The organism is Polaromonas sp. AET17H-212 (assembly GCF_002379085.1).
Lineage (GTDB): Bacteria > Pseudomonadota > Gammaproteobacteria > Burkholderiales > Burkholderiaceae_C > Polaromonas.
The window spans coordinates 41,628-67,622 of the sequence record NZ_NBZW01000001.1; the positions used below are offsets into that span (position 1 = coordinate 41,628).

19 protein-coding genes and 1 pseudogene are annotated in these 25,995 nt (G+C 64.5%); 14 read left to right on the forward strand and 6 right to left on the reverse strand.

The features are described 5' to 3' along the window. Window positions 1–5: 5 nt before the first annotated feature. Window positions 6–1,385 carry a tRNA adenosine(34) deaminase TadA gene (gene tadA, locus B7G53_RS00210; RefSeq protein WP_096662256.1) on the forward strand — a complete coding sequence of 460 codons (1,380 nt, stop codon included), beginning with the start codon at window positions 6–8 and terminating at the stop codon, window positions 1,383–1,385. A 57-nt stretch (window positions 1,386–1,442) separates the two neighbouring features. Beyond that, window positions 1,443–2,393, forward strand: coding sequence for an LD-carboxypeptidase (locus tag B7G53_RS00215; protein WP_096662257.1), 951 nt, complete (start codon window positions 1,443–1,445; stop codon window positions 2,391–2,393). Between the two features lie 67 nt (window positions 2,394–2,460). Here B7G53_RS00215 and B7G53_RS00220 read toward each other — a convergent pair whose 3' ends face one another. Next, entirely contained in the window at window positions 2,461–2,781 is a 321-nt protein-coding gene (locus B7G53_RS00220) for a hypothetical protein (RefSeq protein ID WP_240523514.1), read from the reverse strand. A gap of 318 nt (window positions 2,782–3,099) precedes the next feature. Here B7G53_RS00220 and B7G53_RS00225 point away from each other — a divergent pair, with 318 nt between their 5' ends. Next, entirely contained in the window at window positions 3,100–4,530 is a 1,431-nt protein-coding gene (locus tag B7G53_RS00225) for an aldehyde dehydrogenase family protein (protein ID WP_096662259.1), read from the forward strand. 67 nt (window positions 4,531–4,597) lie between these two features. Continuing rightward, entirely contained in the window at window positions 4,598–7,147 is a 2,550-nt protein-coding gene (locus tag B7G53_RS00230; RefSeq protein WP_096662260.1) for a penicillin acylase family protein, read from the forward strand. A gap of 27 nt (window positions 7,148–7,174) precedes the next feature. On the opposite strand, the gene B7G53_RS00235 is transcribed toward B7G53_RS00230, so the two are convergent. Both B7G53_RS00235 and B7G53_RS00240 read right to left on the reverse strand, forming a co-directional pair. Continuing rightward, window positions 7,175–9,352: a catalase gene (locus B7G53_RS00235; protein WP_096662261.1), complete on the reverse strand. Its 2,178-nt coding sequence runs from the start codon at window positions 9,350–9,352 to the stop codon at window positions 7,175–7,177. Window positions 9,353–9,430: 78 nt separating this feature from the next. After that, complete coding sequence (locus tag B7G53_RS00240) at window positions 9,431–9,688, reverse strand: hypothetical protein (protein WP_096662262.1); 258 nt, start codon at window positions 9,686–9,688, stop codon at window positions 9,431–9,433. Window positions 9,689–10,071: 383 nt separating this feature from the next. Here B7G53_RS00240 and B7G53_RS00245 point away from each other — a divergent pair, with 383 nt between their 5' ends. Further along, window positions 10,072–10,365, forward strand: coding sequence for a hypothetical protein (locus tag B7G53_RS00245; RefSeq protein WP_096662263.1), 294 nt, complete (start codon window positions 10,072–10,074; stop codon window positions 10,363–10,365). A 192-nt stretch (window positions 10,366–10,557) separates the two neighbouring features. Here the strand turns inward: B7G53_RS00245 and B7G53_RS00250 are convergent. Beyond that, window positions 10,558–11,466 (reverse strand): annotated as a pseudogene (locus tag B7G53_RS00250) (crotonase/enoyl-CoA hydratase family protein); the annotation flags it as partial. Between the two features lie 146 nt (window positions 11,467–11,612). Between B7G53_RS00250 and B7G53_RS00255 the strand changes: the two are divergent. The 7 genes from B7G53_RS00255 to B7G53_RS00290 all read left to right on the forward strand — a co-directional run bounded on the left by B7G53_RS00255 (window position 11,613) and on the right by B7G53_RS00290 (window position 19,879). Beyond that, complete coding sequence (locus B7G53_RS00255) at window positions 11,613–13,196, forward strand: FAD-dependent oxidoreductase (RefSeq protein WP_096662265.1); 1,584 nt, start codon at window positions 11,613–11,615, stop codon at window positions 13,194–13,196. After that, window positions 13,193–13,390: a hypothetical protein gene (locus tag B7G53_RS00260; RefSeq protein WP_096662266.1), complete on the forward strand. Its 198-nt coding sequence runs from the start codon at window positions 13,193–13,195 to the stop codon at window positions 13,388–13,390. Before B7G53_RS00255 ends, B7G53_RS00260 begins: the two co-directional genes overlap by 4 nt. Then, entirely contained in the window at window positions 13,380–13,829 is a 450-nt protein-coding gene (locus tag B7G53_RS00265) for a MarR family winged helix-turn-helix transcriptional regulator (protein WP_096662267.1), read from the forward strand. The genes B7G53_RS00260 and B7G53_RS00265 overlap by 11 nt, the downstream gene beginning before the upstream one ends. A gap of 130 nt (window positions 13,830–13,959) precedes the next feature. Beyond that, window positions 13,960–16,335: a YgiQ family radical SAM protein gene (locus B7G53_RS00270; protein ID WP_096662268.1), complete on the forward strand. Its 2,376-nt coding sequence runs from the start codon at window positions 13,960–13,962 to the stop codon at window positions 16,333–16,335. Between the two features lie 899 nt (window positions 16,336–17,234). Beyond that, on the forward strand, window positions 17,235–18,122 hold the full coding sequence (locus B7G53_RS00280) for a methyltransferase domain-containing protein (protein WP_255249867.1): 888 nt from the start codon (window positions 17,235–17,237) through the stop codon (window positions 18,120–18,122). A gap of 22 nt (window positions 18,123–18,144) precedes the next feature. After that, window positions 18,145–18,777 (forward strand): LysE family translocator, encoded by a 633-nt coding sequence (locus B7G53_RS00285; protein WP_096662270.1) that lies wholly within the window; start codon window positions 18,145–18,147, stop codon window positions 18,775–18,777. Between the two features lie 205 nt (window positions 18,778–18,982). Further along, a complete protein-coding gene (locus B7G53_RS00290; RefSeq protein WP_096662271.1) occupies window positions 18,983–19,879 on the forward strand; it encodes an acyltransferase in 897 nt (298 codons plus the stop codon). A gap of 142 nt (window positions 19,880–20,021) precedes the next feature. Here B7G53_RS00290 and B7G53_RS00295 read toward each other — a convergent pair whose 3' ends face one another. Beyond that, complete coding sequence (locus B7G53_RS00295) at window positions 20,022–22,874, reverse strand: ATP-binding response regulator (protein WP_096662272.1); 2,853 nt, start codon at window positions 22,872–22,874, stop codon at window positions 20,022–20,024. Window positions 22,875–23,343: 469 nt separating this feature from the next. Between B7G53_RS00295 and B7G53_RS00300 the strand changes: the two genes are divergently transcribed. Continuing rightward, window positions 23,344–24,099, forward strand: coding sequence for a hypothetical protein (locus B7G53_RS00300; protein ID WP_096662273.1), 756 nt, complete (start codon window positions 23,344–23,346; stop codon window positions 24,097–24,099). 110 nt (window positions 24,100–24,209) lie between these two features. Here B7G53_RS00300 and B7G53_RS00305 read toward each other — a convergent pair whose 3' ends face one another. Then, entirely contained in the window at window positions 24,210–24,956 is a 747-nt protein-coding gene (locus B7G53_RS00305) for a sulfite exporter TauE/SafE family protein (RefSeq protein ID WP_096662274.1), read from the reverse strand. Window positions 24,957–25,065: 109 nt separating this feature from the next. Here B7G53_RS00305 and B7G53_RS00310 point away from each other — a divergent pair, with 109 nt between their 5' ends. Beyond that, on the forward strand, window positions 25,066–25,962 hold the full coding sequence (locus tag B7G53_RS00310) for a LysR family transcriptional regulator (protein WP_096662275.1): 897 nt from the start codon (window positions 25,066–25,068) through the stop codon (window positions 25,960–25,962). The last annotated feature ends 33 nt before the right edge of the window (window positions 25,963–25,995 follow it).

Consider the following 25,995-nt stretch of genomic DNA (forward strand, 5'->3'; position numbering starts at 1 on the left):
CAATCATGAGCGACGCCGACTACATGCAACTGGCGCTGGCGCAGGCCCGACAAGCCGCCGAGGCGGGCGAGGTACCGGTCGGTGCCGTGCTGGTTCGGGGTGGACAGGTGATCGCCACTGGCTACAACCAACCCATCGGCGGACATGACCCGACGGCCCATGCCGAAATGCAGGCCCTGCGCTCCGCCGCCCAGGCCGCGGGCAACTACCGGCTCGACGAGTGTGAACTGTTTGTCACGCTGGAGCCCTGCGCCATGTGTGCCGGCGCCATGCTGCACGCGCGGCTCAAGCGCGTGGTGTTCGGCGCGCCCGATCCGAAAACCGGGGCCGCCGGTTCCGTCGTCGACCTGTTCGCCAACCCGCAACTCAACCACCAGACGCAGGTGCAGGGCGGGGTGCTGGCCGGGGAATGCGGCGCGCTGCTGCAGGACTTTTTCCAGCAGAGGCGCAGCGAACAACGCCAGGAGACACAACTGAACCATCCCCTGCGCGATGACGCACTGCGCACGCCCGACAGCGCGTTTGCCAATCTGCCGGACTACCCCTGGGCGCCCCGTTACCTCAGCGACCTGCCTTCGCTGGCCGGCCTGCGCCTGCATTACCTCGACGAGGGGGTGCATGAGGGTCTGACCTGGCTGTGCCTGCACGGCAATCCGGCCTGGAGCTATCTGTACCGCAAGATGATTCCGGTGTTCCTGGCGGCCGGGCACCGGGTGGTGGCGCCCGACTTGATCGGTTTCGGCAAAAGCGACAAGCCCAAAAAGGACAGCTTTCACAGCTTCAGCGGACACCGGCAGAACCTGCTCGAGTTCGTCGAACGCCTGGACCTGAAGAACATCGTGCTGGTGGTGCAGGACTGGGGTGGCCTGCTGGGGCTGACCTTGCCGATGGCCGCACCCGAGCGCTACCGCAGCCTGCTGGTCATGAACACGACGCTGGCGACCGGCGATGTGCCCTTGTCGCCGGGCTTTCTGGCCTGGCGCGAGATGTGCGCGAAAAACCCCGAGTTCGATGTGGCGCGGCTGTTCGCGCGCGGCAACCCGCAGATGAGCGCCGAAGAGTGCGCCGCCTACAACGCGCCTTTCCCTGACCGGGGCCACCGCGCCGCCTTGCGTGCTTTTCCGGCCATGGTGCCGGAGTTCGAGACCTCGGACGGCGCCGCCCTTTCACGCGAGGCCCGCAGTTTCTGGCGCGAACGCTGGCAAGGCCGGACCTTGATGGCCGTCGGTGCGCAGGACCCGGTGCTCGGCCTGCCGGTCATGCAGCAATTGCAGGCCATGATCCGCGGCTGCCTCGAGCCCATGGTGCTGCCGCAGGCGGGGCATTTTGTGCAGGAGCATGGGGAAACCATTGCCCGGCAAGCGCTCCGCTCTCTGGGCACCTGACCGGCGATTGACCGCGGGTTTGGCAGCGTCTGGTCCGGTCAATGGGATACTCGTCTCGTGAAAAAACATATCTACATCTACTCCCCTTCCAGCGCCGTGCGCGACAAGCCTGCCTTCAAGCGCGGCGTGCGGCGCCTGACCGCGCTGGGTTACGAAGTCGAGCTTGACGAGGCCGCGCTGAGCAGCCACCAGCGCTTTGCCGGCGACGACGACACCCGGCTCGCCGCGATCGCCCGGGCGGCCGCCAGCGGCGCCGACGTGGCGCTGATTTCCCGGGGTGGCTACGGACTGACACGCCTGCTGCCGCACATCAATTACAAGGCGCTGGACAAGGCCGTGTCCCGGGGCACACGTTTCGTCGGCCTGAGCGACTTCACGGCCCTGCAAAACGCGCTGCTGGCCAAAACCGGGGCGGTGAGCTGGGCCGGTCCGGCACTCGGCGAGGACTTCGGGACCGAAGGCCAGCCCGACGACATCATGGAAGCCTGCTTTGACGACCTGATCACGGGGCAGGGCGAGGGCGCCGGCTGGCGTCTGCCGAAAATGGCTGCTGAGTCAGTGGCGGGGGGCGCCTGGCAGCCCGGGGCCGAGGGCCCCTTTGGTGTCAAAAATGCGGTTTTGTGGGGCGGCAACCTTGCGGTGCTGAGTTCGCTGGTGGGCACCCCTTACCTGCCGCAAGTGAAAGGCGGCATTTTGTTTCTGGAAGAGGTCCATGAACACCCGTACCGGCTGGAGCGCATGTTGACGCAACTGTTACACGCCGGCGTGCTGGCCCAGCAGAAGGCGGTAGTGCTGGGGCAGTTCACCAACTACAAGCTGGTGCCGCACGACAAGGGCTTCAAGCTGGCTACGGTGGTGGCGTGGCTGCAGCGCCAGATCAAGGCGCCGGTGTTGAGCGGCCTGCCGTTTGGCCATGTGCCGACCAAGGTGGTGTTGCCGGTGGGGGCGAAAGTGACGCTGGCTGTCGAGGACAGGGATGCTTTCCTGCTCTGGGGTCACAGCCATTAAAGGGGAAGACGCCGGGCCGGCCGACGGTTTTGTTGACCGCCTGCCACCTTGCCCGGTGGGGGCCAGTCTAGTTGGTGAGGGAGCTGCGCCGCGAGCCCAGGCTGCCGGGCAACAGGCCTTCAAACATCTTGGTGATGCCGCTGACCTTCTGGCGGGCGATGGTTTCGCCCTGCATGGCCGACAGCACGGCCATGACGTCACCGCGGGCATACCAGAGGCCTTGCGCATCCTGGGCGTAACGCACCCGCAGCGCGATTTTCGGATAATGTTTTTCGCCGAATTCGCCGAGTTCGTTGAGCATCAATTGCCGAATGCCTTCGGTACGTTTTTCCAGGCTGGAAGGCGTCACTTCGCCACCATTGAGCAGACCCAGCAAACTGCTTTTCAAATCAGGTTTAATCCAGCGCATAGAGTTTGAGCTTTCGATTCGATAGTAGGACGGTGCATAACCGTACGGTCTGGTAGATTAAGCGTCCACGGTTACAGATGCAAGTTCTATCACCTGAGATGGTTAACGTAAAACAACAACTAAATCAATGCGTTAGTAAGCAAATGTGATGTCAATTCTTGATTTGTAAACAAAGGTAGTACTTTTTAAGTCTTCCTGGTTTGGCCAGGCATGGGAAATCATCAGGATTTTCTTTGCGATTCATTTACCACTCGTTTCGCTGTTTTTTCGCAAAATTCCCCTTTTTTTGAGCCTGATATGACTACATACCCTTCGCACTACATCAATGGCCAGTGGGTCAAGGCGCAATCGGCAGAGACCCTGCCGGTGCACGACTCGAGCACCGAGGAGGTCATGGCAACCGTGCCGGCCGGCACAGCGCAGGAAGCCGAACGGGCCGTGCTGGCCGCCCGCGCGGCTTTTGACGGCTGGGCGGCCTTGCCCGTCGAAACCCGCGCCGCCTACCTGGACAAGGTCGCGGCCGGCCTGAAGGCCCGCACCGACGAGATGGCGCTGACCATCGCCCGCGAAGTGGGCATGCCGCTGAAAATGGCACGCGCAGTGCAGGTGGGCGGACCCACCTGGCACTGGGGCAACTTTGCCAAGATCGCGCGTAACTTCGAATGGGAAAAGAAAGTCGGCAACTCGCTGGTGGTGCGCGAGCCGATCGGCGTGGTGGGTTGCATCACGCCGTGGAATTTCCCGCTCAGCCAGATCACCCTGAAAATCGCGCCGGCGCTGGCCGCCGGCTGCACCGTGGTGCTCAAACCCAGCGAGATTGCGCCTGTCAATGCCATGATCCTGGCCGAAATCATTCACGAAGCCGGCCTGCCGCCTGGCGTGTTCAACCTCGTCAACGGCATGGGGCCGGTGGTCGGCGAGGTGCTGGCGACCCACCCCGAGGTGGACATGGTCAGTTTCACCGGCTCCACACGTGCCGGCAAACGTGTCAGCGAACTCGCCAGCCAGTCGGTCAAACGCGTGGCGCTGGAACTCGGCGGCAAGTCGGCCAGCGTCATCCTCGACGATGCCGACATGGAAGCCGCGGTCAAGGGCACGATCTCGGCCTGCATGCTCAACAGCGGCCAGACCTGCTCGGCCCACACCCGCATGCTGGTGCCGGCCGGCCGTTATGACGAGGTCAAGGCACTGGCGAAAACCGCGATCGCCAAGTTCAGCGTCGGCCCCAGCCTCGAGGAAACCAGCAAGCTCGGACCGCTGGTCAGCGCAAACCAGCGCGACCGCGTGCTGGGGTTCATCCGCACCGGCATCGAAGAGGGTGCAGACGTGATTGCCGGCGGTGACCAGCCGCCCGCCTTTGAGAAGGGCTACTTTGTGCAGCCCACCATCCTGGGCATCAAGGCCACCGACACCCTGGCCCAGGAAGAAATTTTCGGGCCTGTGCTGGTGGTGATTCCATACAAGGACGAGGAAGAAGCCGTGGCGATTGCCAACAGCACCATTTACGGGCTGGGTGGCGGCGTCTGGAGCGGCAGCGACGACCATGCGATGAAGGTCGCGCGCCGCATCCGCACCGGGCAGGTCGACATCAATGGTGGCCCCTTCAATGCCAATGCACCTTTTGGCGGCTACAAGCAGTCGGGCAACGGCCGCGAGGCCGGTGTATACGGGTTTGAGGAGTTTCTGGAGATCAAGTCGCTGCAGCTCAAGCCGGTCGCGCCCGCCTGATCTCCGGCGCCTGTTTGCGGCGGGCCTGATTCGGTTAGGCTATCGCCCATAACAAAGGGAGGCGATCATGGTCTGGATCAAACGGTTTTTCTGGGGAGTGCTGCTGCTGGCCGCGCTGCTCGCGGCTGCGCTGGCCGTGTATGCGGCGCGGGCCTTGCCGGCGCTGGACGGCGAACTCAAGCTGTCCGCCCTGGCCGCGCCGGTGAGCGTGGCGCGCGATGGCGCCGACGTCACCCACATCAAGGCCCAGTCCCCGCGCGACGCCTGGCTCGCGCTCGGTTATGTGCATGCGCAGGAGCGCGGCTGGCAGCTGGAGTTCAACCGCCGCGTCATGCACGGCGAGCTGTCCGAGGTGCTGGGCGAGGCCACGCTGGACACCGACAAGCTCATGCGCACCTTGGGCATCATGGACGCGGCCGCTCGCCAGTGGCAGGTGTTGCCGGCCGACGGGAAGGCGGCGCTGCAGGCCTACAGCGATGGCATCAATGCCTTTTATGCCGGCAGCGCACAGGCGCTGTCGCCGGAATTCCACATTCTTGGCGTGAAGCCGGGCGGGCAGTCGGGCCAGCCCTGGACCCCGCAGGACAGCGTCGGCTGGTCGCTGATGATGGCGCTGGACCTGGGCGGCAACTGGGGCAATGAATTTGCGCGCCTGTCGGCGGCCAGGGTGCTGACGACCGAACAGCTATGGCAGCTGTTCACGCCTTACCCGGGCGAGGCGCCGGCTTCCAGAACCGACTTCAGCAAGCTGTATGCCGGGCTCGGTGTTTATAAAACCGTGCCGGACGCTATCAAAACAGGAGCTGCTGGTGCAGGTTTGGAAATGGCTGAAGCCCGATTTGATGCAGAAAACCAGCAGGGGATGCGGGGCCTGATGGCGCAGGACATCAATGGCTGGGCGACTGACATCGGCAACGTCGAAGGCAAGGGCTCCAACAACTGGGTGCTTCCCGGCAGCCGCACACGCAGCGGCAAACCCCTGCTGGCCAACGACCCGCACCTGGGCCTGTCGGCACCGGCCATCTGGTACTTCGCGCACCTGCAGGCACCCGCCGGCAAGGCCGCGGACGGCAGCCGCCTGCCAGGCATGGACGTGATCGGCGCCACCTTGCCGGGCCTGCCTTTCGTGGTGCTGGGCCGCACCGACAAGGTGGCCTGGGGTTTTACCAACACCGGCCCCGACGTGCAGGACCTGTACCTGGAGCAGATCAACCCCGCCAATCCGCAGCAGTACCGGGTGCCGGGGCCTGCGGGCCAGCCGCACTGGGCCGAGTTCAAAACACGCCGTGAAACCATCGCCGTCAAGGGCAAGCCGGACGTCAACCTGACGGTGCGTGTGAGCCGCCACGGCCCGGTGCTCAGCGATGTGCAAAAAGCGCATGGCGAGGTGCTGGACACCGGCAAGTACGTGCTTGCGCTGCGCTGGAGCGCCCTCGAGACGGACAACCTGACCGTGGTGGCGGGCGTGCGCGGCAACCAGGCGCAGTCGGTGGACGACCTGCTGGCCGCCTACGCAAGTTACCACTCGCCCATGCAGAACCTCGTGATGGCCGATGTGGCCGGCAAGGTGGCCTACAAGGCCGTGGGAAAAGTGCCTTTGCGCCAGCCCGACAACGACATCCGCGGCATTGCGCCGTCACCGGGCTGGGAGGCGAAGTACGACTGGGCCGGCTGGCTGCCGTATGCCCAGACGCCGCAGGCCGACGCGATGGCCATCGGCAAAAAGGGCTGGTTTGCCAACGCCAACCAGAGTGTCACCCCGCCCGGTTACGACTTCTTCATGGGCCAGGACTGGGTGGTGCCTTACCGCTTTGACCGCATCGAGAAGCTGCTGGCCGAGACGCCCCGGCATGATCTGGCCTCCATGCAGAAAATCCAGGGCGACCCGTTGTCGTCGGCCACGCTGGCGCTGCTGCCGTTGTTGCAGAAGACGGCATCGCAACATGTGCTGGCCCCGCAGGCGCAAGCCGTCCTGGCGGGCTTCGACGGCCGCATGCGCGCCGACAGCGCGGCCCCGCTGATTTTCTCGGCCTGGGTCGATGAACTCACGCGTGGCGTGATCGGCGGGAAGCTGGGCGAGGAGCGTTTCAAGGCCATGTATGGCAAGCGCCATTTTCGCAGTGCCATCGAGGAGATTGTCCAGCGCAACGACGGCTTCTGGTGTGGCGCCGCCGGTTGTGCCGCCCAGTCCAGCGCTGCGCTGGACCGCACGCTCACACGCCTGCAGGCCAGCCATGGCCAGGTACCGGCGTTATGGAAGTGGGGTGATGTGCACTACGCGCTGTCGGCGCACCGGCCCTTCGGCAGTGTGCCGGTGCTGGCCCGGGCGTTCGACGTGCGGGTACCGACGGACGGGGACTCCTTCACCATCAATGTCGGCCAGTACTGGCCCAACGACCTCCTGACCCCGTTCGCCAACCGGCATGCGGCGTCGCTGCGCGCCGTGTACGACCTGGCTGATCTGGAGAACTCGCAGTTCATTTACCAGACCGGTCAAAGCGGCCTGGTGTTTTCAAGCCGCTACCGCGACATGCGCCAGACCTGGGCGGCCGTCGGCTACCGCCCGCTGCAAATGAAGCCGGCGGCGTTTGCCCACCAGCTGACACTTGCACCTTGACGTCTTGAGGTCGGCCCGGCCGGCGGCTCAGGCCGGGACGGCGTCCACATTGAGCCGGTCCCAATGGCGGTGGTGGGCCATCGCTGCGATCAAGGCCTGCGCAATCTGGCCGTCGGCCGCCTTGCGCGAGTCGCCCAGCAGGATGCCCGCGGTGGGCTCCATCAGCGCGCCGTCCTTGGTGTCGAGCGCAAAACCCAGCGTGCCGAGCAACTGCGCGCCTTCGTTGAGGGCGCAGACGGTCTTGCAGTGTTTGTAGGCCTCCAGCACGAAATGGACGGCATCGCCCAGCTGTGCCAGCGTGGCGGCACTGGCTGCGCCGCCCGGTATCACGACCGCATCAAACATGATGGACGAGGTGTTGGAAAACGTGTGGTCCGCGGGAAGCTGCTTGCCTGACGACGTGGTGACCGGGCCGAGTTGGGGGGCGACCACCTTGCACTGGGCGCCGGCGTCCAGCAGTTCCTGTTGCAGGCGCTTGAAGCTCAGCAGGTCCACGCCGTCGGCGACCAGAATGGCGACCTTGCGTGTCCGGATGTTGTCGGCGGCCGGCCGGCCGGCCATGCTCAGCGCCGCATCTTCATCGACGGTCTGCGCAATCCGGTAGTCACGAAAGCCCAGCCGTCCGGCGGCGGCCTTGGCGTCGGGGGCGTTGATGCCCAGCGGCGCCGCCACCCGGGCGGCCAGCTTGGCATCCACGTGGGCCAGGTTGTCGACCATGCGCTGGCGGATGTCGGGCACCTCGACCTTGGACAGCTCAAACCGGAAGGCGGCCACGATGTGGTCTTTTTCGGCCGGGCTCTGGCTGTTCCAGAACAGCGTGGCATGGGAAAAGTGGTCGTCGAACGACGGGCTGCGCCGGCGGATTTTCGGGGATTCCAGCACCTGCGGGTGGGTGTGAAAGCCCTGGGCGCCGCCGTCAACGCGAAATTCCGCGCCGGTGGCCAGGGTGTTGGGCTCGTAAGCGACCCGACCCTTGCTGATGGCTTGCCGGTGCATGCCGTCGCGCTGGAAATTGTGAAAAGGGCAGACCGCCTTGTTGATCGGAATTTCGTGAAAGTTTGCCCCGCCCAGGCGCGACAGCTGGGTGTCCGTGTAGGAAAACAGGCGCCCCTGCAGCAGCGGGTCGTCGGTGAAGTCGATGCCCGGCACCAGATGGCCGGGGTGAAACGCCACCTGTTCGGTCTCGGCAAAGAAGTTGTCGGGATTGCGGTTGAGCACCATCTTGCCGATCAGCTGGACCGGCACGACCGATTCCGGAATCAGTTTGGTTGGGTCCAGGATGTCAAAGCCGAGCTTGTCTTCCTGGCCCTCCTCGATGATCTGCACGCCGAGCTCCCACTCCGGAAAATCACCCCTGTCGATGGCTTCCCAGAGGTCGCGGCGGTGGTAGTCGGCGTCTTTGCCGGCGATTTTCTGGGCTTCGTCCCAAGCCAGGCCGTGCACGCCGAGTTTGGGCTTCCAGTGGAATTTTACAAAATGCGCATCACCGCGCGCATTGATGAATCGGAAGGTGTGCACGCCAAACCCTTCCATCATGCGGTAGCTGCGCGGAATGGCGCGGTCCGACATTGCCCACATCAGCATGTGGGTCGATTCGGGCATCAGCGAGACAAAGTCCCAGAAGGTGTCGTGTGCGCTCGCGGCCTGCGGCATCTCGTTGTGCGGCTCGGGCTTGAGGGCATGAACGAGGTCGGGGAACTTGATCGCGTCCTGCACGAAGAAGACCGGGATGTTGTTGCCCACCAGGTCGTAGTTGCCTTCGTCGGTGTAGAACTTGACGGCAAAGCCGCGCACGTCGCGTACCGTGTCGGCTGAGCCCCGTGAGCCGGCCACGGTGGAAAAACGCACAAACACCGGGGTCTCCAGCTCGGGATTCTGCAGAAAGCCGGCGCTGGTGAACTGCGTCATCGGCTTGTAGAGCTTGAAAACCCCGTGCGCCGCGGAGCCGCGCGCATGCACAACGCGCTCGGGAATGCGCTCATGGTCGAAGTGGGTGATTTTTTCGCGGAGGATGAAGTCCTCCATCAGCGTCGGACCGCGGACGCCGGCCTTCAGCGAATTGTGGTTGTCCGGAATGTGCAGGCCTTGGTTGGTCGTCAGTGTGCTGGCGGCGTCGGCAGTAAAAGCCTGAAGCTGTTTTTGCTTTTCGGTAGCCCCGTTGGAAAGCTTGGGGGCGCTGGCTGTACTGCGCTTGGGTTGCGTCATCTGGGTTCCTTGGAAACAGTTCAAAAAAGGGAGGACGGGACCGGCCGGAGAGGCGCCCGTGCGGCGGTGGCAGGGGTGCTAACTGGACTCGCAGTCGAGCAGGCGCTCCAGCCCCTTGGCGACAAGAATCACGGCGAGGGTCGCCACCATCGCGACCACCAGCCAGGCAATGACGGTTTGCAGCGGCTCGGCCGTGCCCTCGGGCAGGATGGCCATCAGGGCGCCCAGGCCGGCAAAGGTGACCACCAGCCAGGCCGCAGGTCCGAAAGCGGAATGCCGCTGGCGCGCGCCCTCTGTGCCGGGGGCGTCGGTGGGGGAGGATGCTGCGAGTGCCATCGGATGTCCTCGTGGGAAGGGGGCGGTGGAAGAAAGCATTGCCATTGCGGGGAGAAGCCAGTTCCCACCTTACAAGCCGGGGCGGCCGGGGGGGCGTAGTTGCCCGGCGCCAGTGGTTGTAAGGCCAGTCGCGAGCCCCTGTAAGACCCGTCTTACTTCGATGCGTCGCACTGCCTGACCTGCGCGTGGCCCAGTCAAACGTTGTGCCGGCGCCGGCCGCAGGCGCCCGGCCGGGGCTTGCTCCTACAGGGCGACGCAGGGCTTTCCCGCAGGCCAGGCAGGCCGGGCCTCTTAAGGTTTGAGGGCTGCAAGAAAAACATGCGGCCCGGTTGGGGCCCGCCATTTATTGACTGAACCGGAACTGACCCGGAGAAAGCGTCCTGATGACCACGACCCGCAACGAAGAAGAAAACGCTGTGCCAGCCGCGCCCTCGCGGTCGCTGAACGAGGACGTGCTGCAATCGGCCGAACAGGCCGTGCTGAGCAATCCCGCTTCGGACGGGATTCTGACCCCCGCCGGCCATGACGCGGCAGCACCGGGTGTGCTGACGCGTTACCGCGAGTCGCTGGCCAGCCAGGTGGCGCGCAAGCCGGGTCAGTCCGCGCTGCTCGCCCTTGCGGCGGGTGCCCTGGCCGCCGCGGCGCTGCGGTCCTTGGTCAGCCGCCGCAGGCGCTGACCGCTCCCGGGATCACTCAGGAGCAACGTTCATGATCCTTCGTGCCACGCCGCGTTCGTGGAAGGCCCACGTGCCACCCGACAGTCCGCCGCCGGTGATGCCGCCCTCACCGGAGCCACCGCCCGAGGTGATCGACTTGCCGCCCGGTGAGCCCGTCCAGCCGGTGCGCGAGCCGGGCCAGGTGAATCCGGCTCAGGCCGGAGGCGTTCGCGACGACAAGTCCCGAATGGCGTTGCGCGCCGCGTCGCCTTCGGGAATCGGCTCGCCGCTGTCGCGCCACTGCACGGCGGCCTTGAAACCTTCGGCCTGGGCATAACGGCGAAACCACATGCCCTCGGGGTTGTGGCGCGTGATGCCGTCAAACACGGTGGCCATCATCTGCGTCTGCTCCAGCCCCATGGTCAGCATCACCTGGTTGACCACCATCTTGTGCATGGCCAGATGCGAACGCGGCACCCCGGCGATGCGTTGCGCAAGTTTCAGGGTCGCCGCTTCCAGCTGATCGGACGGGACACTCTCGTTGGCCAGGCCCCAGTCGGCCGCCTTTTTTCCGTCGATGGTGTCGCCGGTGAACATCAGTTGTTTGGCGCGGGTGGCGCCCAGGCGGTAGGTCCACATCGCCGTGGTGGGGCAGCCCCAGACGCGGGTCGGCATGTAGCCGATGCGTGCATCGTCGGCCATCACCAGCAGGTCGCAGCACAGGGCAATGTCGCTGCCGCCGGCGGCGGCGTACCCGTGGACCTTGGCAATCGTCGGTTTCGGGCTGCGCCACAGGCTCATGAAGTCTTCGGTGTTGTGTTTCATGTAGGCGTAGTCCACCATCGGGTCCCAGGGAAACCGCTCCTGCTGGCAGGGGTGGTCGATGTTGCCTTCGCCGAAATGGTTGAGGTCGTACCCGCCGCAAAAACCCTTGCCCGCCCCTTCGACAATGATCACGTGGACCTCGTCCTCGGCCGCCGCCCAGTCGATGGCGGCCCGGATCTCGCGCGGCATGGCGTCATTGATGGCGTTGAGCCGCTCGGGCCGGTTGAGCAGCAGACGCGCGATGCGCGGGTGGGCGGCGTCCTTGTCGATGCGCAGGGTGCTGAATTCGGGCATGTCTTGTCTCCGGTGTTGTGATGAAAACCATCATAGCCAAGGGTGACCTCGGCGCCATCACGGTCAAAAGTTGAATGGCCGGCCAAACTGGTTGCGCCTGCAACCAGTTCGCCTTATAGTTGTGTCCGCAACCAACCAGGCGCCTGCCCATGACTTCCATGAATTCCCCGTTCCCGGACCGTATTCCGGTGCTGATTGCCGGCGGCGGACCGGTCGGTCTCACCCTGGCGGCGCTGCTCTCGCATTACGGCATCGAATGCCTGGTGGTGGAAGCCGATGAGGCTTACTGCAGTGGCAGCCGCGCCATCTGCATGTCGCGCCGCTCGCAGGAAATCCTCGGCTGGGTCGGTGCCGACAAGCCGCTGGTGGACAAGGGCCTGTCCTGGGTCGGCGGGCGCAGCTACTGGCGCGACGCCGAGGTGCTGCATTTCCAGATGCCCAGCGAGCCGACCCAGCGCTTTGCGCCCATGGTCAACATCCAGCAGTTTTATGTGGAGGAGTTTGCGCACCGCGCCGGCACCGCGGCCATGGACGTGCGCTGGTCCAGCCGCGTGACGGCGCTGCGCTCGCTGGCGGACGGCGCCGAGGTCGAAGTCCAAAGCCCCTCGGGAATACACAAGATTCGCGCCGACTGGGTGGTCGCTTGCGACGGCGGGCGCAGCACCGTGCGCGAGCAACTGGGACTGCAGTTGCAGGGCACGCAGTACGACGGCAAATACGTGATTGTCGACATCGTGCAGAAGACCCGCAGGCCGGTCGAACGCCTGGCCTGGTTCGACCCGCCGTCCAACCCGGGCTCCACCATCCTGATGCACCGCCAGCCCGACGATGTCTGGCGCATCGACTACCAGATCCGTGACGACGAAGACCCGGTCGAGGCGGTCAAGCCCGAAAACGTGTTGCCGCGTGTGCAAAGCCATTTGCGCATGATCGGCGAGGACGAGCCCTGGGAGCCCCTGTGGATCTCCATTTACAACGCCAAGTGCCTGAGCCTGGACAGTTACCGCCACGGCCACGTGTTGTTCGCCGGGGACGCCGCGCACCTGGTGCCCATCTTTGGCGTGCGCGGGCTCAACTCCGGGCTCGACGATGCCGGCAACCTGGCCTGGAAGCTGGCCGCCGTGATCGAGGGCAGGGCGGCCGACAGCCTGCTCGATTCGTATTCCACCGAACGGGTCCACGCCGCGCGCGAGAACATCGCCTACGGCGCCAAAAGCACCGAGTTCATGGCGCCGCCCAACTTTGCCTTCAAGCTGATGCGTGAAGCCACCTTGCGGCTGGCACTCAGCGACGACAAGGTGCGCTCGCTGATCAACCCGCGCCAGTCCTCGCCCATCACCTATGTCGATTCACCGCTCAATATGCCGCAAGCCGGTGCGTGGGCCAGCGATCTGGCCGCACCCGGCGCGCCCGCGCCCGAGGCCCTGCTGGCCGGCCCGCACGGCCCGCTGCATCTCACGCAATGTTTTGGCCGCGACCTGCTGTGCCTGGTGTTCGCCGACGGCGCCTTGCCCGATGCGCTGCGCGATTTGCCGGACCACGGCGTGGCGGTGCTGGCGATTGAACCCGAGGCTGACACGCTGGGCCAGGCGCGCCAGCGTTACGGCCTGCCCGATGCCAGTGCCGAGGCCCTGGTGCTGGTACGGCCCGACGGTTATGTGATGGGCCGCTGGCGCGGCCTGGACCCGGCGCCGCTGCTGGCCGCCCTCGAACAGAAAGGATTCGCCCTATGACCGATGCCGACCTTGACCGGAGTTATTCCGCCCTGTGCGAAGCCCTGGCGCAGGCGGGCGAGGCCCGGGCGCCGCTTCTGCTGGCGATGCTGAGCCTGTCGCTGATGAGCCGCTTCGACACTGCCGACCAGGTCTTGCCCCTGATCGCCAACGCGCACAAGCAGTGCGCCGCCGAGGCCGCTGATGCCGCGTAAGCCGCCCGCCACCCCGCGGCTGGACGAGTTCCTGAGCTACCGGCTGCACCTGGTCAACAAGCTGACCGACAAGTTCAGCAGCACCGCCTATGCCGACGAGTTCGGCCTGCCGGTGGGCGAGGCGCGCTGCCTGGCGGCCATCGGCAACTTTGCGCCGCTTTCAGTGATGGAACTGGCCGCCAGGGCCAACCTCAACAAGGGCCAGGCCAGCCGGGCGGCGCAGTCGCTGGTGGACCGCGGACTGGTGCATAAGGCGGCCAGCACCTCCGACGGCCGCGGCGTGGTGCTGACGCTGACGAGCCAGGGCAGGGCCCTCTGGAGCCGCGTGATGGCGCTGATTGCGCGGCGCAATGACGAGATTTTTGGCTGCCTGTCGGTCACACAGCAGCAGCAACTGGGCCGCATGCTGGACCGCCTGATTGCCCACGCGCGGGCCTGAAACAGTCGTTTTGAGGCCGAATCGGGCTGTTTCGGGTTGATTCGTGGGGCGAAGTACCCATGTAAGGCGCACAAGCGGGCTTAAAACCTTAAAATCAAAGGTTGCCCTTTTAGGTCCTCTTCAGGCCCCCATGAACGCCCCCATCGACGTCTCCTTCTTCGCGCGCGCCGCCAAACCCCTGACCAGCTACCGCAAGTACTGGGCCAGCCGCTTCGGTACGTCGAAATTCCTGCCCATGAGCCGGGCCGAGATGGACGTGCTCGGCTGGGACAGCTGCGACATCATCATCGTCACCGGCGACGCCTATGTGGACCACCCGAGCTTCGGCATGGCGGTGATCGGCCGCATGCTCGAAGCCCAGGGCTTTCGCGTCGGCATCATCGCGCAGCCCGACTGGCAAAGCGCCGACCCGTTCAAGGCCCTCGGCAAACCGAACCTGTTTTTCGGCGTGACCGCCGGCAACATGGACTCGATGATCAACCGCTACACGGCCGACCGCAAGATCCGCAGCGATGACGCCTACACGCCCGGCGACATCGGCGGCAAGCGGCCTGACCGCGCCGCCATCGTTTATTCGCAGCGCTGCCGTGAGGCCTACAAGGACGTGCCCATCATCCTGGGCGGCATCGAAGGCTCGCTGCGCCGCATCGCCCATTACGACTACTGGTCCGACAAGGTGCGCCGCTCCATCGCGGTCGACGCCAAGTGCGACCTGCTGCTGTATGGCAACGCCGAACGCGCGATTGTCGAAATTGCCCACCGCATTGCCGCCAAGGAACCGGTCGCGACCATGACCGACATCCGCGGCACGGCCTTCATCCGCCGCACCGGCGACGAAACCGCGCAGGGCTGGTTCGAGATCGATTCCACCAGCGTCGATGCGCCGGGCCGGGTCGAGGCGCATGTCAACCCCTACCTGATGATTTCGGAGCAGGCCAAAGAGCAGGGCGCCAGCTGCGCGCGCGAGGACGAGGCGGCTGAGGTTGCGGCACAGGCAGAGTCCGCAAGTTCTCCGGTTCTTGCCAAAGTGCCGCAAGCCAACCCCGCCATCAAACCGCTGACCTTCGTGCCCAACCCCGCTTTGTCCCACATGCAGGGCAGGATCAAGGTGCCGCCACGCGACCGCTCGGTGATCCGCCTGCCGTCCTACGAACAGGTCAAGAGCGATGCCGTGCTCTACGCCCACGCGAATCGCGTGCTGCACCTCGAAACCAACCCCGGCAACGCGCGTGCGTTGGTGCAGGCGCATGGCGAAGGCGCCACCGCGCGCGACGTCTGGATCACGCCGCCGCCGATTCCGCTGACCACGGCCGAGATGGACTATGTGTTCGATCTGCCGTATGCCCGTGCCCCGCACCCGGCCTACCAGGACGAAGCCGGCAGCCACGACGGCGCGACCAAGATTCCGGCCTGGGAGATGATCCGCTTTTCCGTGAACATCATGCGCGGCTGCTTCGGTGGCTGCACCTTCTGCTCCATCACCGAGCACGAGGGCCGCATCATCCAGAGCCGGTCTGAAGATTCCGTGATCCGCGAGATCGAGGCCATCCGCGACACCGTCAAGGGCTTCACCGGTTCGATCTCCGACCTGGGCGGGCCGACCGCCAACATGTACCGTATCGGCTGCAAGTCGCCCGAGATTGAGTCGGCCTGCCGCAAGCCGAGCTGCGTTTACCCCGGCATCTGCCAGAACCTCAACACCGACCACAACCCGCTGATCAAGATGTACCGCCGCGCGCGGGCGCTCAAGGGCGTGAAGAAGATCCTGATCAGCTCGGGCCTGCGTTACGACCTGGCCGTGCAAAGCCCCGAGTACGTGAAAGAGCTGGTCACGCACCACGTCGGCGGTTATTTGAAAATCGCGCCCGAGCACACCGAGCAGGGCCCGCTGACCAAGATGATGAAGCCCGGCATCGGCAGCTACGACAAGTTCAAGCAGATGTTCGAGAAGTACAGCCTCGAAGCCGGCAAGAAGCAGTTCCTGATTCCCTACTTCATCGCCGCCCACCCCGGCACCAGCGACGAAGACATGATGAACCTGGCGATCTGGCTCAAGAAAAACGGCTTCCGCGCCGACCAGGTGCAGACCTTTTACCCGTCACCCATGGCCACCGCCACGACGATGTACCACACCAACAAGAACCCGCTGCGCAAGATCACGCGCGAGAGCGAGACGGTGGACATCGTGCGCGGCGACAAGCGGCGGCGCCTGCACAAGGCCTTTTTGCGCTACCACGACGCCAACAACTGGCCGCTGCTGCGCGAGGCACTGAAAGCTATGGGCCGCGCCGACCTGATCGGCAACGGCAAGCACCACCTGATCCCGACCTTCCAGCCCATGACGGACGGTGGCTACGTGAGCGCGCGCAAGAAGAACTCGACCACCGTGGCGCTGAAACCCGTGACGCCCGTCAAGGGCCGCATTCTGACCCAGCACACCGGCCTGCCGCCGCGCGACAACGGCTCGGGCAAGCCCGGCGGGAAGCCATTGCGCAAGGCGCGCTGACCGCGATACGTCCCCCGCATGTCATCCCGGGCCTGACCCGGATCCATGCGGCACGAACCATAGGCAGGGCGACAGGCATGGATTGCGGATCAAAGTCCGCATTGGCAAAGCCAAAGCAGAAACAACCTGGCTGAGCCGCTTTTCTCGCATAATTTCAAGAAAAATCGGGCATCAGCCCTTATTCGGCGGCCGCCAGCAGCTATGAAATAAATAGCGACTGAGCCTGTGGTCATCATTGCTTCCGCCTCGGTTTTAAGCCAGACTCATGCGCCAGGACCGCGCCTTGCAGCAGCAAACAGCCACGCTCAGGGGGAAGCGCGTGGCGCTGGCTGGCGGCGCACGGGGCCGGCGTGTTTGAGGGCGTTTTCCGGGCAGTCACTACAATTTCGATTTGCCGGGTTTGTGGTTCCATTTCATTGTGCAGGTTGAACAACAGATGTCTGAAAACCGGATCGCGACAAGCATTTACGCTGCGGGGTTTCCCAGATCAAGCCGCAGCCGCCGAGTTACACCGCAGGGTTTGCGGTCTACATTGCGTTAAATTTCATATGAGGCTGCGTACAAAATATTTTTTGGCATTGCTCCCCGCGATCCTTACCGTGGGCTGGTGGCAAATGGCAGTTTGGGCGTACGGTCATTTCGGATGTGAAGGTAATCTCAAAAGCCTCCAGCCATGTTTTGCGGGAGGTGTGAACATTTTGCCGGCGCTAGGGTTTGGCTTGTTTTGGTGCCAGTTACTGGCATGGATTTGCGCGCCAATTTCGCTTTGGCTGCTCATCGAAGTTGGAGGACGACATATTGGATCGTATCGGAAGCAGCATGAAATTTAACTTGGCAATCGACAAGGACGCCTTGCTCCTGTCATTTCGTTAGGCAGCGTCAACATACGGAGTGTGCTCATGTCCATACCGACTCGAGTCAACGAAGCAATCCAGACACACTACGCCCGTTCCGATTTGGGGAACATCATCCTCGCGGCGCTGGAAAAGTCGGGTAAAGACGTAAATCGCCTCACGCTCGAGGACTTGGCGCCGGTCGACGAGTTTCATATCCGCGGCCGGGCAGCGACGCTCGAACTTGCGCGGGCTGCTGGCCTCGATGCGGCGAAGCGTGTGCTGGATGTCGGTAGCGGTGTCGGCGGGACGTCTCGATGCCTGGCAAAGGAGTTCGGCTGCCGTGTCACCGGCATCGACCTCACTGAGGAATACTGCGGCGCCGCTGCGGTACTCACCGCGAAGATCGGCCTCGCGGACCTCGTCGACTATCGCCAGGGCGACGCGACCAATCTACCGTTCGATGACGCGTCGTTCGACGTGGTCTGGACCGAGCACGTGGCGATGAACATCCCGGATAAATCCCGGCTGTACCAGGAGATGCACCGGGTTCTGAAGCCGGGCGGCACGCTCGCAATCTACGATATTCTCGCCGGTCCGTCAGGTCCTGTTCTCTTTCCTGTTCCTTGGGCGCGCACGCCTGAAACGAGCTTCCTGGTGCGGCCGGATGAGCTGCGTACGCTTCTCGAAGCTGCCGGGTTCATGGTGACCCACTGGTCGGACACGACTGATGCGGCGCGCGCCTGGTTCGTGTCGCTGGCAGAGAAGATCCGCAAGGAAGGCTTGCCGCCGCTTGGATTTCACGTCCTGCTCGGAGCTGATTTTCAAGCGATGGCCCAGAACCAACGACGAAATCTTGAAGAGGGGCGGATTGTTCTCGCACAAGTCATCGCAAACAAATGGGCGCTGCCTGGCCCCGGCGTGCAACCGACGCCCGCAAGCGGGTGCGGCTGACGCCGAACGCTAGGGCACACAGATGCTTCCATCCCTGATTGCCATCGCGTTGCTCCACTGGGCGGTTCTTCTGGTCCCCGGCTTCAACGTCGTCTTGCTGGCGCAGCTCGCCGGCGGGCAACGTCGCGCCACGGCGCTGGCCGCTGTTGCAGGCATGACCACCGCCACCTTCGCGTGGGCGACGCTCGCGGTCATGGGGATTGGTGTTGTGTTCTCGACGCAGCCGATGTTGCGGCAGGCGGTGCAGGTTGCGGGTGGCTTGTACCTGCTGTACCTGGCCTTCAATCTCTGGCGTTCGGGCGCTTCGGTGGCGGCGGAGCCGCAGGGTACCCTGAGCAACAACGCGGCGTTTCGCGTGGGCTTCATGACCAGTGCGCTCAATCCCAAAATCGCTCTGTTCTATGGAAGCGTGTTCGCGACGGCCTTGCCGCCGTCGCCGTCCTGGGTGCATGTCGCCAGCGCGGTCGCCCTTGTCTATTTCAACTCCGTCGTCTGGCACACCAGCCTGGCCTTTGCCTTTTCACAAAAGGCCGTCCAGCGCGCCTATCTGCGCAACTTCGCTCGCCTCACCAAGGCGTCCGGGGCTGTCGTCGGCGCCTTCGGCCTGCGGCTGATCGTGGGAACCCTGCAGGAACTGCGCGCCCGCATGCCTTGAAGTGCACGGGGACCCAAAGCCTGTCAGTCGGTGGTTCTTGGGATGTTTTCAAGAAAAATCGGCCTTCAGCCCTTATACAGCGGGCGCAAACAGCTATTAAAACAGGAGCTCTCCACACCGTCACCGGCCTCCCATTACGCTGCTTTTGACCTTCCACAAGGCCGGGCATGCCCGGACGCGCAACAATCCAAGTTTTGAACTGCCCATGCTCCGATTCCTGCCTTCCTTTCTTCGCGGTGTGATTGCGCTGTTGTTGCTGGCCATCAACACGCTGTTCTGGTGCTCGCTGCTGTTCGCCGCGTCGCTGGTCAAGCTGGTGTTGCCGTTCAAGGCGGTGCGTGTGCGCATCGACCCGCTGCTCAACGCGATTGCCACCGCCTGGATTGCCTGCAACAGCGGCTGGATGCGGCTGACGCAGCGTACCGTGTGGGACGTGGCCGGCGTGGACGCGCTGCGTTACGAGGGCTGGTACCTGGTCAATGCCAACCACCAGTCCTGGGTGGACATCTTTGTGCTGCAGCATGTGCTGAACCGGCGCATTCCCATGCTGAAGTTTTTTCTCAAGCAGCAGCTGATCTGGGTGCCGGTCATCGGCCTGGCCTGGTGGGCGCTGGACTTTCCCTTCATGAAGCGCCACACCAAGGCCGACCTGCGCAAACACCCCGAGCGGCGCCTGCAGGACCGCGAAGCCACCAAACGCGCGTGCGAGAAGTTTGCGCTGGTGCCCACCAGCGTGATGAACTTCGCCGAGGGCACACGTTTCACGCCCGCCAAACACGCGTCACAGGCCTCGCCCTACCGGCACCTGCTCAAGCCCAAGGCCGGCGCGCTGGCGCTGGCGGTCAACGCCATGGGTGAAAAATTCCACTCGCTGATCGACGTGACCATCGTCTACCCGGCCGGTGCGCCGTCCTTCTGGCAGTTTCTCTGCGGCCAGGCGCCGAAAATCATCGTGCGCGCGCAACAGCTGCCGATTCCGCCCGAGTTCAGCGAGGGCGACTACGCCGCTGATCCGGTGTTTCGCATGCGTTTCCAGCAGTGGCTCACCGACCTGTGGGAGCGCAAGGACCAGCAGATCGGCATGCTGCTCCAGCAGGGCTGAGATTCCAGGGCTGAGTTTCAGCTTGCAGGGAAAAACGGCAACCGGCCCCTGTCGGACGGTCGCCGGTAGCTATCAATTCAGGAGTTGCTGGCAGACAGAAACGCCATGACCGCCGGAGAGGTCCTGGCGACGGACTGTTCGCTCAGGCCGGCGCCGCGCCGGCCGGGTGCGTCTCGGCAAGCACGCGCTGCAGGGTCTGCAACACTTCGGCGTTCGAGGTCTGCGCTTTGACCAACACGGCCGCGAAGCGGTCGGCCTCGGCACGGCTCAGTGCCGTGGCCGAGAACACCACCACGGGTGGCGGCTGGTCCAGCGCCTCGACGTCTGCCAGCACCTCCCAGCCTGACCCACCACGCAAGGCCAGGTCCAGCAGCACCAAGTCAAAGTGCTGCTCATGCAGCCGCGCACGCGCTTCCTCGGGTGAGGCGGCAAACTCGAAGACCGCGAAGTCCTGGGCAATGGCGGCCGTGATGCGCTGGATGTCGACGTCGTCCTCGACATGCAGGATGCGCGGCTTGCCTTCGGCCATGCTGCCGATGGCATGGCGCAGTGCGAGGACCAGCTGGTTCTCGTCGATCGGCTTGTCCAGCCAGTCCGAGACCTCCAGCGGCAGGCTGTTGCACTCGATCCGTTCTTCGCTGGCCGAGGCCGAAACCACGACGATGGGCAGATTGCGCGTGTGCGCCTGCCGGCGCAAGGTGAGGACCAGGGTGATGCCGTCCTGGTCGGGCAGCCCCAGGTCCACCGTCATCGCGGCGTAGCTGGTTTTTTCCAGAAAGGCCAGTGCTGTGGCGGCGGTATAGGCCCGGTCCACGTCAAAACCGCCTTTTTCCAGCATCAGGCCGATCAGGTGGGCGATGTCGCGGTCGTCTTCGCACACGAGAATGCGCGGGCGGACGCCGGCCGGCTTGGTGGTGGAGGCGGCAGGTGTTGCCACGGGCAGGTTGCCTGGTTGCGGCGATGGCGATTGCGGCAACTCGAAGAAGAAGGTGGTGCCCGTGCTGGCGTCACTCTCGAAACCCATGGTGCCGCCCAGGCGTTCGATGATCGCCCTCGAAATATTCAGGCCCAGCCCGGTGCCGCTGTTCTGGCGCGTGTCGGACGAGTCGGCCTGTGAGAATTTCTGGAAAATGCGCTTGCGAAACTCGTCGGGAATGCCCGGGCCGCGGTCGCGCACCTCGACCCGCACGCCCAGGCCGGCGCGCGACACATGCACTTCCACCGTGCCACCGGGTGACGAAAACTTCATGGCATTGGACAACAGGTTGGTCACGACCTGGGTCAGGCGGTCGCTGTCCGCGCGGACGTGCAGGGGCTCGTCGGTACAGAACAGCTTCAGGTGCACGTTTTTCGCGGCACCAAAACCCTCGTTGGCGGCCAGCGCCTGCACCAGCAGTGGTTTGAGCGCCAGCTCCTGCAGGTCGAGCTGCATTTGTCCGGACTCGATCTTCTCGATGTCCAGGATGTCGTTGATCAGGCGGATCAGGCGCTCGCAGTTATTCTTGGCAATCTCCACCAGCGACTTGACGGCGTCGGGCACCTGGCCGGCCACGCCGCCGGCGATCAGGCCCAGCGAGCCCCGGATGGAGGTCAGCGGGGTGCGCAACTCGTGGCTCACGGTGGAGACGAACTCGCTCTTGATGCGGTCCAGGCGTTTGAGTTCGGTGACGTCGGTCGCCATGGAATAAAAGCCGATGACCCGACCCTCGTCTTCACCTTCGCCATACCGCGGGAAGTAGTTGACGACATAGTCACGCGGGTCGCCGCGAGGGTTTTTCCGGGTGCGTTCATAGACTACCGGGTAACCCGCCATTACCTGTTCAATCTGGGGGGTCGTGGCTTGATAAATTTTCTCGCCCAGGACTTCGCGCAGGTGTTTTCCCTCGATCTGCTCCGAGGACAGCCCCAGCGCCTCTTCATAGGCCCGGTTATGAAAGCGGAAGCGCTGCTCCGCATCGACGTAGGCAAGCAGGGCCGGCAAGGTGTCGGTGATATCGCGCAACTGCGTTTCGTTGTTGCGCAGCAGGGCATTGGCATCACGCGCGGCTTTTTCCGAGAGAACCAGTTTGCGCACGAGCGGCGCGACCAGAACATTGAGCAGCAGCATGCCCACAATCGCCAGCGCAGCCAGCAGGGGCAGGATGTACTTGAGCTGCGCGAGGATGGGCGCGTACAGCTCCTTCTGGTCGATTTTGAGCACCATCCCGAAAGCGAAAGGCGCAATGGGCGTATAGGCCGCCACCACCTGTTCGCGCCGGTAGTCCCGGGCGACGATGATGCCGGTCTTTCCAAGCAGGGCGTGGTTCATGGGCAGGGCCTTGCCCTCGACGACACGCGCAAGGCGCTTGAACTCTATGCCGGACACGCGTCCCAGAAAACAGTTCATGTCCTTGCCGTCGTCCAGCGGCGCGCAGATCGCGAATTCGGCACTCTGGCCTATGGCGGCCACATCGCCAAAGACCCGGGTCAACAAGGGCAGGGCGACCTCCGTCCTGACCTCGCCCACGCGAAGGCCCTGGGGGTCGAGGATGTCCAGGTGCGTCTGGACAATGAATTTGCCGTTCCACAACAGGACCGCGTGGTCTTTCTGGCTCAGCAGGACGTGTTGCTCGCCACCGCGCGAAAAACTGCCGGCACGGGCCACTTCACGTCCCCGCGCGTCATGAAAGGACAAACCATTGAAACCAGTGGACAGAAACGAGGTGGCAGCCCGCTGCATCGCCAGCGTTGCCGCGGCATCGTCCGGCGTGGACCCGAGAATCTGCAGGGTCTGCACCAGGAAAGGACGCGTCGCCGCGGTCCGCGCATCGGTCAGGGCCTGGTGGGTCTGGCTTTCAAACAGGCGGACATTGCTTTGCAGGGCTGCCTGCAGGCCACGGCTGAGAACCGACTCTGTCTGCCGCTCCATGACGGCATACACGGCGATGCCTGCTGTCAGGGTTGTCACCAGAAAGATGATCCCGCCGATCAGGCTGATCCGGCGGTCTTGGCGCATTGAAAACAAGGGGTTCTCTCTCCGTGTCGGGGATTTGATTATCCAGTGTTGCAGCGCTGGTGCAGCGCCTTCACACCCAAAAACGTGTCAGAAAAAGCGCCGGGCGCGCAGTCTGCGCGGCGTTTGTTGGCTGATTCGCTATTGTTTCGATAGCTCTTGGCGCTTGTCTGTAAAGGGCTGCAGGCCATTTTCTTCATAATTCTGGTCCCGCGGCACAAACGCGCTGCAGGTCCCGGTACCTGCGCAGGCGCCGGAAGCAACTGCGCGAAGGCTTTCCGGGTGCGCCCAGCCCGCGGTTGGTCCTCGCTATGATCTTGCCCGGGGCGCTTCCTGCAGTCTGCCCCCGCCGACTGTCACGCACCGGGCCGCACCCCGCTGCTGCCGCGTGACTTCCCTTTTTCGACGACCCAACCCGCCATGCGTGGAGGGCTGGAGTCGTTTTTTCACAGCCATCCCTGACGAACTCACCATGAACATCACGGTCAACCAAGAATTGCTTGCCTACATCGATCCGCTGACCGCCGACGAACGCGAGGCCCTGGAGCGCAGCCTGCTGGCCGAAGGTTGCCGCGATGCGCTGGTGCTGTGGGGCGACGTGCTGGTGGACGGCCACAACCGCCACAGCATCTGTACCCAGCACGGCATCTCTTTCAACACCGTGCAGAACAGCCATTTCAAATCCATGGACGACGTGCACCTGTGGATGATCGACCAGCACCTGGGGCGGCGCAGTGTGTCTGACTTCCAGCGTGGTGTGCTGGCCCTGCGCAAAAAGGACATCCTGGCGGCGCGCGCGCAAACCACGGCGGATGGCTCTTCCGCGTCCGACCAGGCGCAAGGCGCCCCGACCCCGGCGCCCGAACCCCTGCTGACGCGCGACGCTCTGGCCAAGGCAGCCCGCATCAGCAGCAACACCATCAGCCAGATCGAGAAGATCCAGAAGTCGGCCGCCCCCGAACTGATGGCGGCGGTGAAGTCCGGCACGATTTCCATCAACGCCGCTGCCAGCGTGGCCTCGCTGCCGGTCGAGGTGCAGGTGGCCGCCGCCGCCGGTGGCCGCAAGGAGCTGCAGCAGGCCGCCCGCCAGGTGCGCGAAACACGCGCCGTGGCGCGCACCGAACCGGAGTCACCCGAGGGAGTGATTGCGCGGCTCCGGCAGACCATCAGCGAACTGACGGCGGAAAATGCCGCGCTCAAGGCCCAGCTGGCCGGGCAAAGCCGTTGAGTCGTCGGCGCCGTTGAGTTTGCCCCTCAGCGGTTTTGTCATGAGTCAAAACGGCCTCCAGCCCTTATGTTGCGAGCGCAAGCAGCTATCAAATAAGGAGCATGCTGGCGTCACCAGCCACGCCACACCAGCCAGCCGCCCAGCACCAGCAAGCCGCCCATGAAACAGGCGCGGAAGCCGTTCTGGCTCAGTTCGTCGCGCAGGTTCTGGCCCAGCCACATGCCCAGCATGGCAGGCAGCAGCATCAGCAATGACTGTGCAGCCGAGTCCGCATTCAGGTGGCGGCTGCCGGCCAGTGCCACGGCCAGTGCGAGCGTGGAGACCGTGAACGACAAGCCCAGTGCCTGTGCCATCTCGTCCTTCTTCAGCCCCAGCGCCTGCAACCAGGGCACGGCCGGCAGCACAAACACGCCGGTGGCCGCCGTCAGCAGGCCGGTCAGCGTGCCGATGAGGCCGGACAGGCCCGCTTCCCGCTGCGGCCGGGGCGGTGGCAGGCGCAAGCCCGCCAGCCCGGCCAGCGCGTAGGCGACCAGGCTCAGGCCCAGCCACAGCATGGCGTGCCCGCCCGGTGTGGCCATCCAGCCGCGCCCCAGCCAGACGCCGAAGCAGACGCCGGCCATCATGGGCCACAGCCGCTTGAGCAGCGCCCGCAGGTGCCCGCCGCGCGACATCTGCCACAGGTTGGTCGCCAGCGCAGGCAGCACGAGCAGGGCCGCGCCTTCGGCCACCGGCATCATCAACCCCAGCAGACCCATGGCCACCGTCGGCAGGCCCATGCCCAGCACGCCCTTGACACCGCCCGCCGCGAGAAAGACAAAACTCACCAGCATGAACTCGTGGACGTCGGGGACAAACATGCGTGCTCCTGGGGAATGCGGGCTTGCAGTGTCGCCCGACGCCGCCGCCCTGACCATCTGTCTTTGCTTGAGGTAGGCTCAGCGCTGTGTGTAGCCACCGGTGACCTCAATGCGTTTTGACTGGACCGACCTTCAGCTTTTTGTGCATGCCTGCGAGGCCGGCAGCATGACGGCCGCCGCCAGCCGTTCACACCTCACGCTGGCCGCCGCCAGTGCCCGCCTGCGCGGCATGGAAGCGCAAGCCGGTGTGGCACTGCTGGCGCGCCATTCACGCGGTGTGCGACCCACGGCCGCCGGCGAGGCACTGCTGCGCCACGCCCACGCCGTGCTGGCGCAGATGGCCCAGCTGCGCGGCGAGCTGGCCCTGCATGGCCGCGGCGCCCTCGGAAAAATCCACCTCATGTGCAACACCTCGGCCCTGGTGCAGCACCTGCCGCCGCTGCTGGCGGCCTTCCTGCGCAAGCACCCGTCCATCGACACCGTGGTGGAAGAAAGCGCCAGCCCCCTCACCGTGCAGGCGGTCAGGCAGGGCGCCACCGACATCGGCATTGCGTCGGATGCAGAAGACATGACCGGGCTGCAAACAGCTTTTTTCTGCAAAGATCCGCTGGTGCTCGTGCTGCCGCGTGGCCATGCGCTGGCGCGCAGCCGCTCGGTGGCTTTTGAGCAGGTGCTCGATCTTGAGCTGGTGGGGTACAGCGCTTCCAGCGCCCTGCACACCTACCTGAGCCTGCAGGCCGCGCAGCTGGGCAAACCCATGCGGGTTCGTGCCAACCTCGGTAGCTTCGAGGCGATGTGTACGCTGGTGGAGCAGGGCGTAGGCGCGGCGGTGGTGCCGGCTGCCGTGTTGGGGAAGAGTGAGGGCGGCAGGCGGCTGACTGTGCGGCCCTTGTCGGATGGGTGGGCCAAGCGGTCGCTGGTGTTGTGTGCGCCGGTGGATCTGGTGGAGTCGCAGCCCGCTGGGCGGTTGTTTCGGTTTTTAGAAACAACTTCAATTGAAAAATAGAAATCAAAAAGGAAGCGTTCTTTTTGAATGACG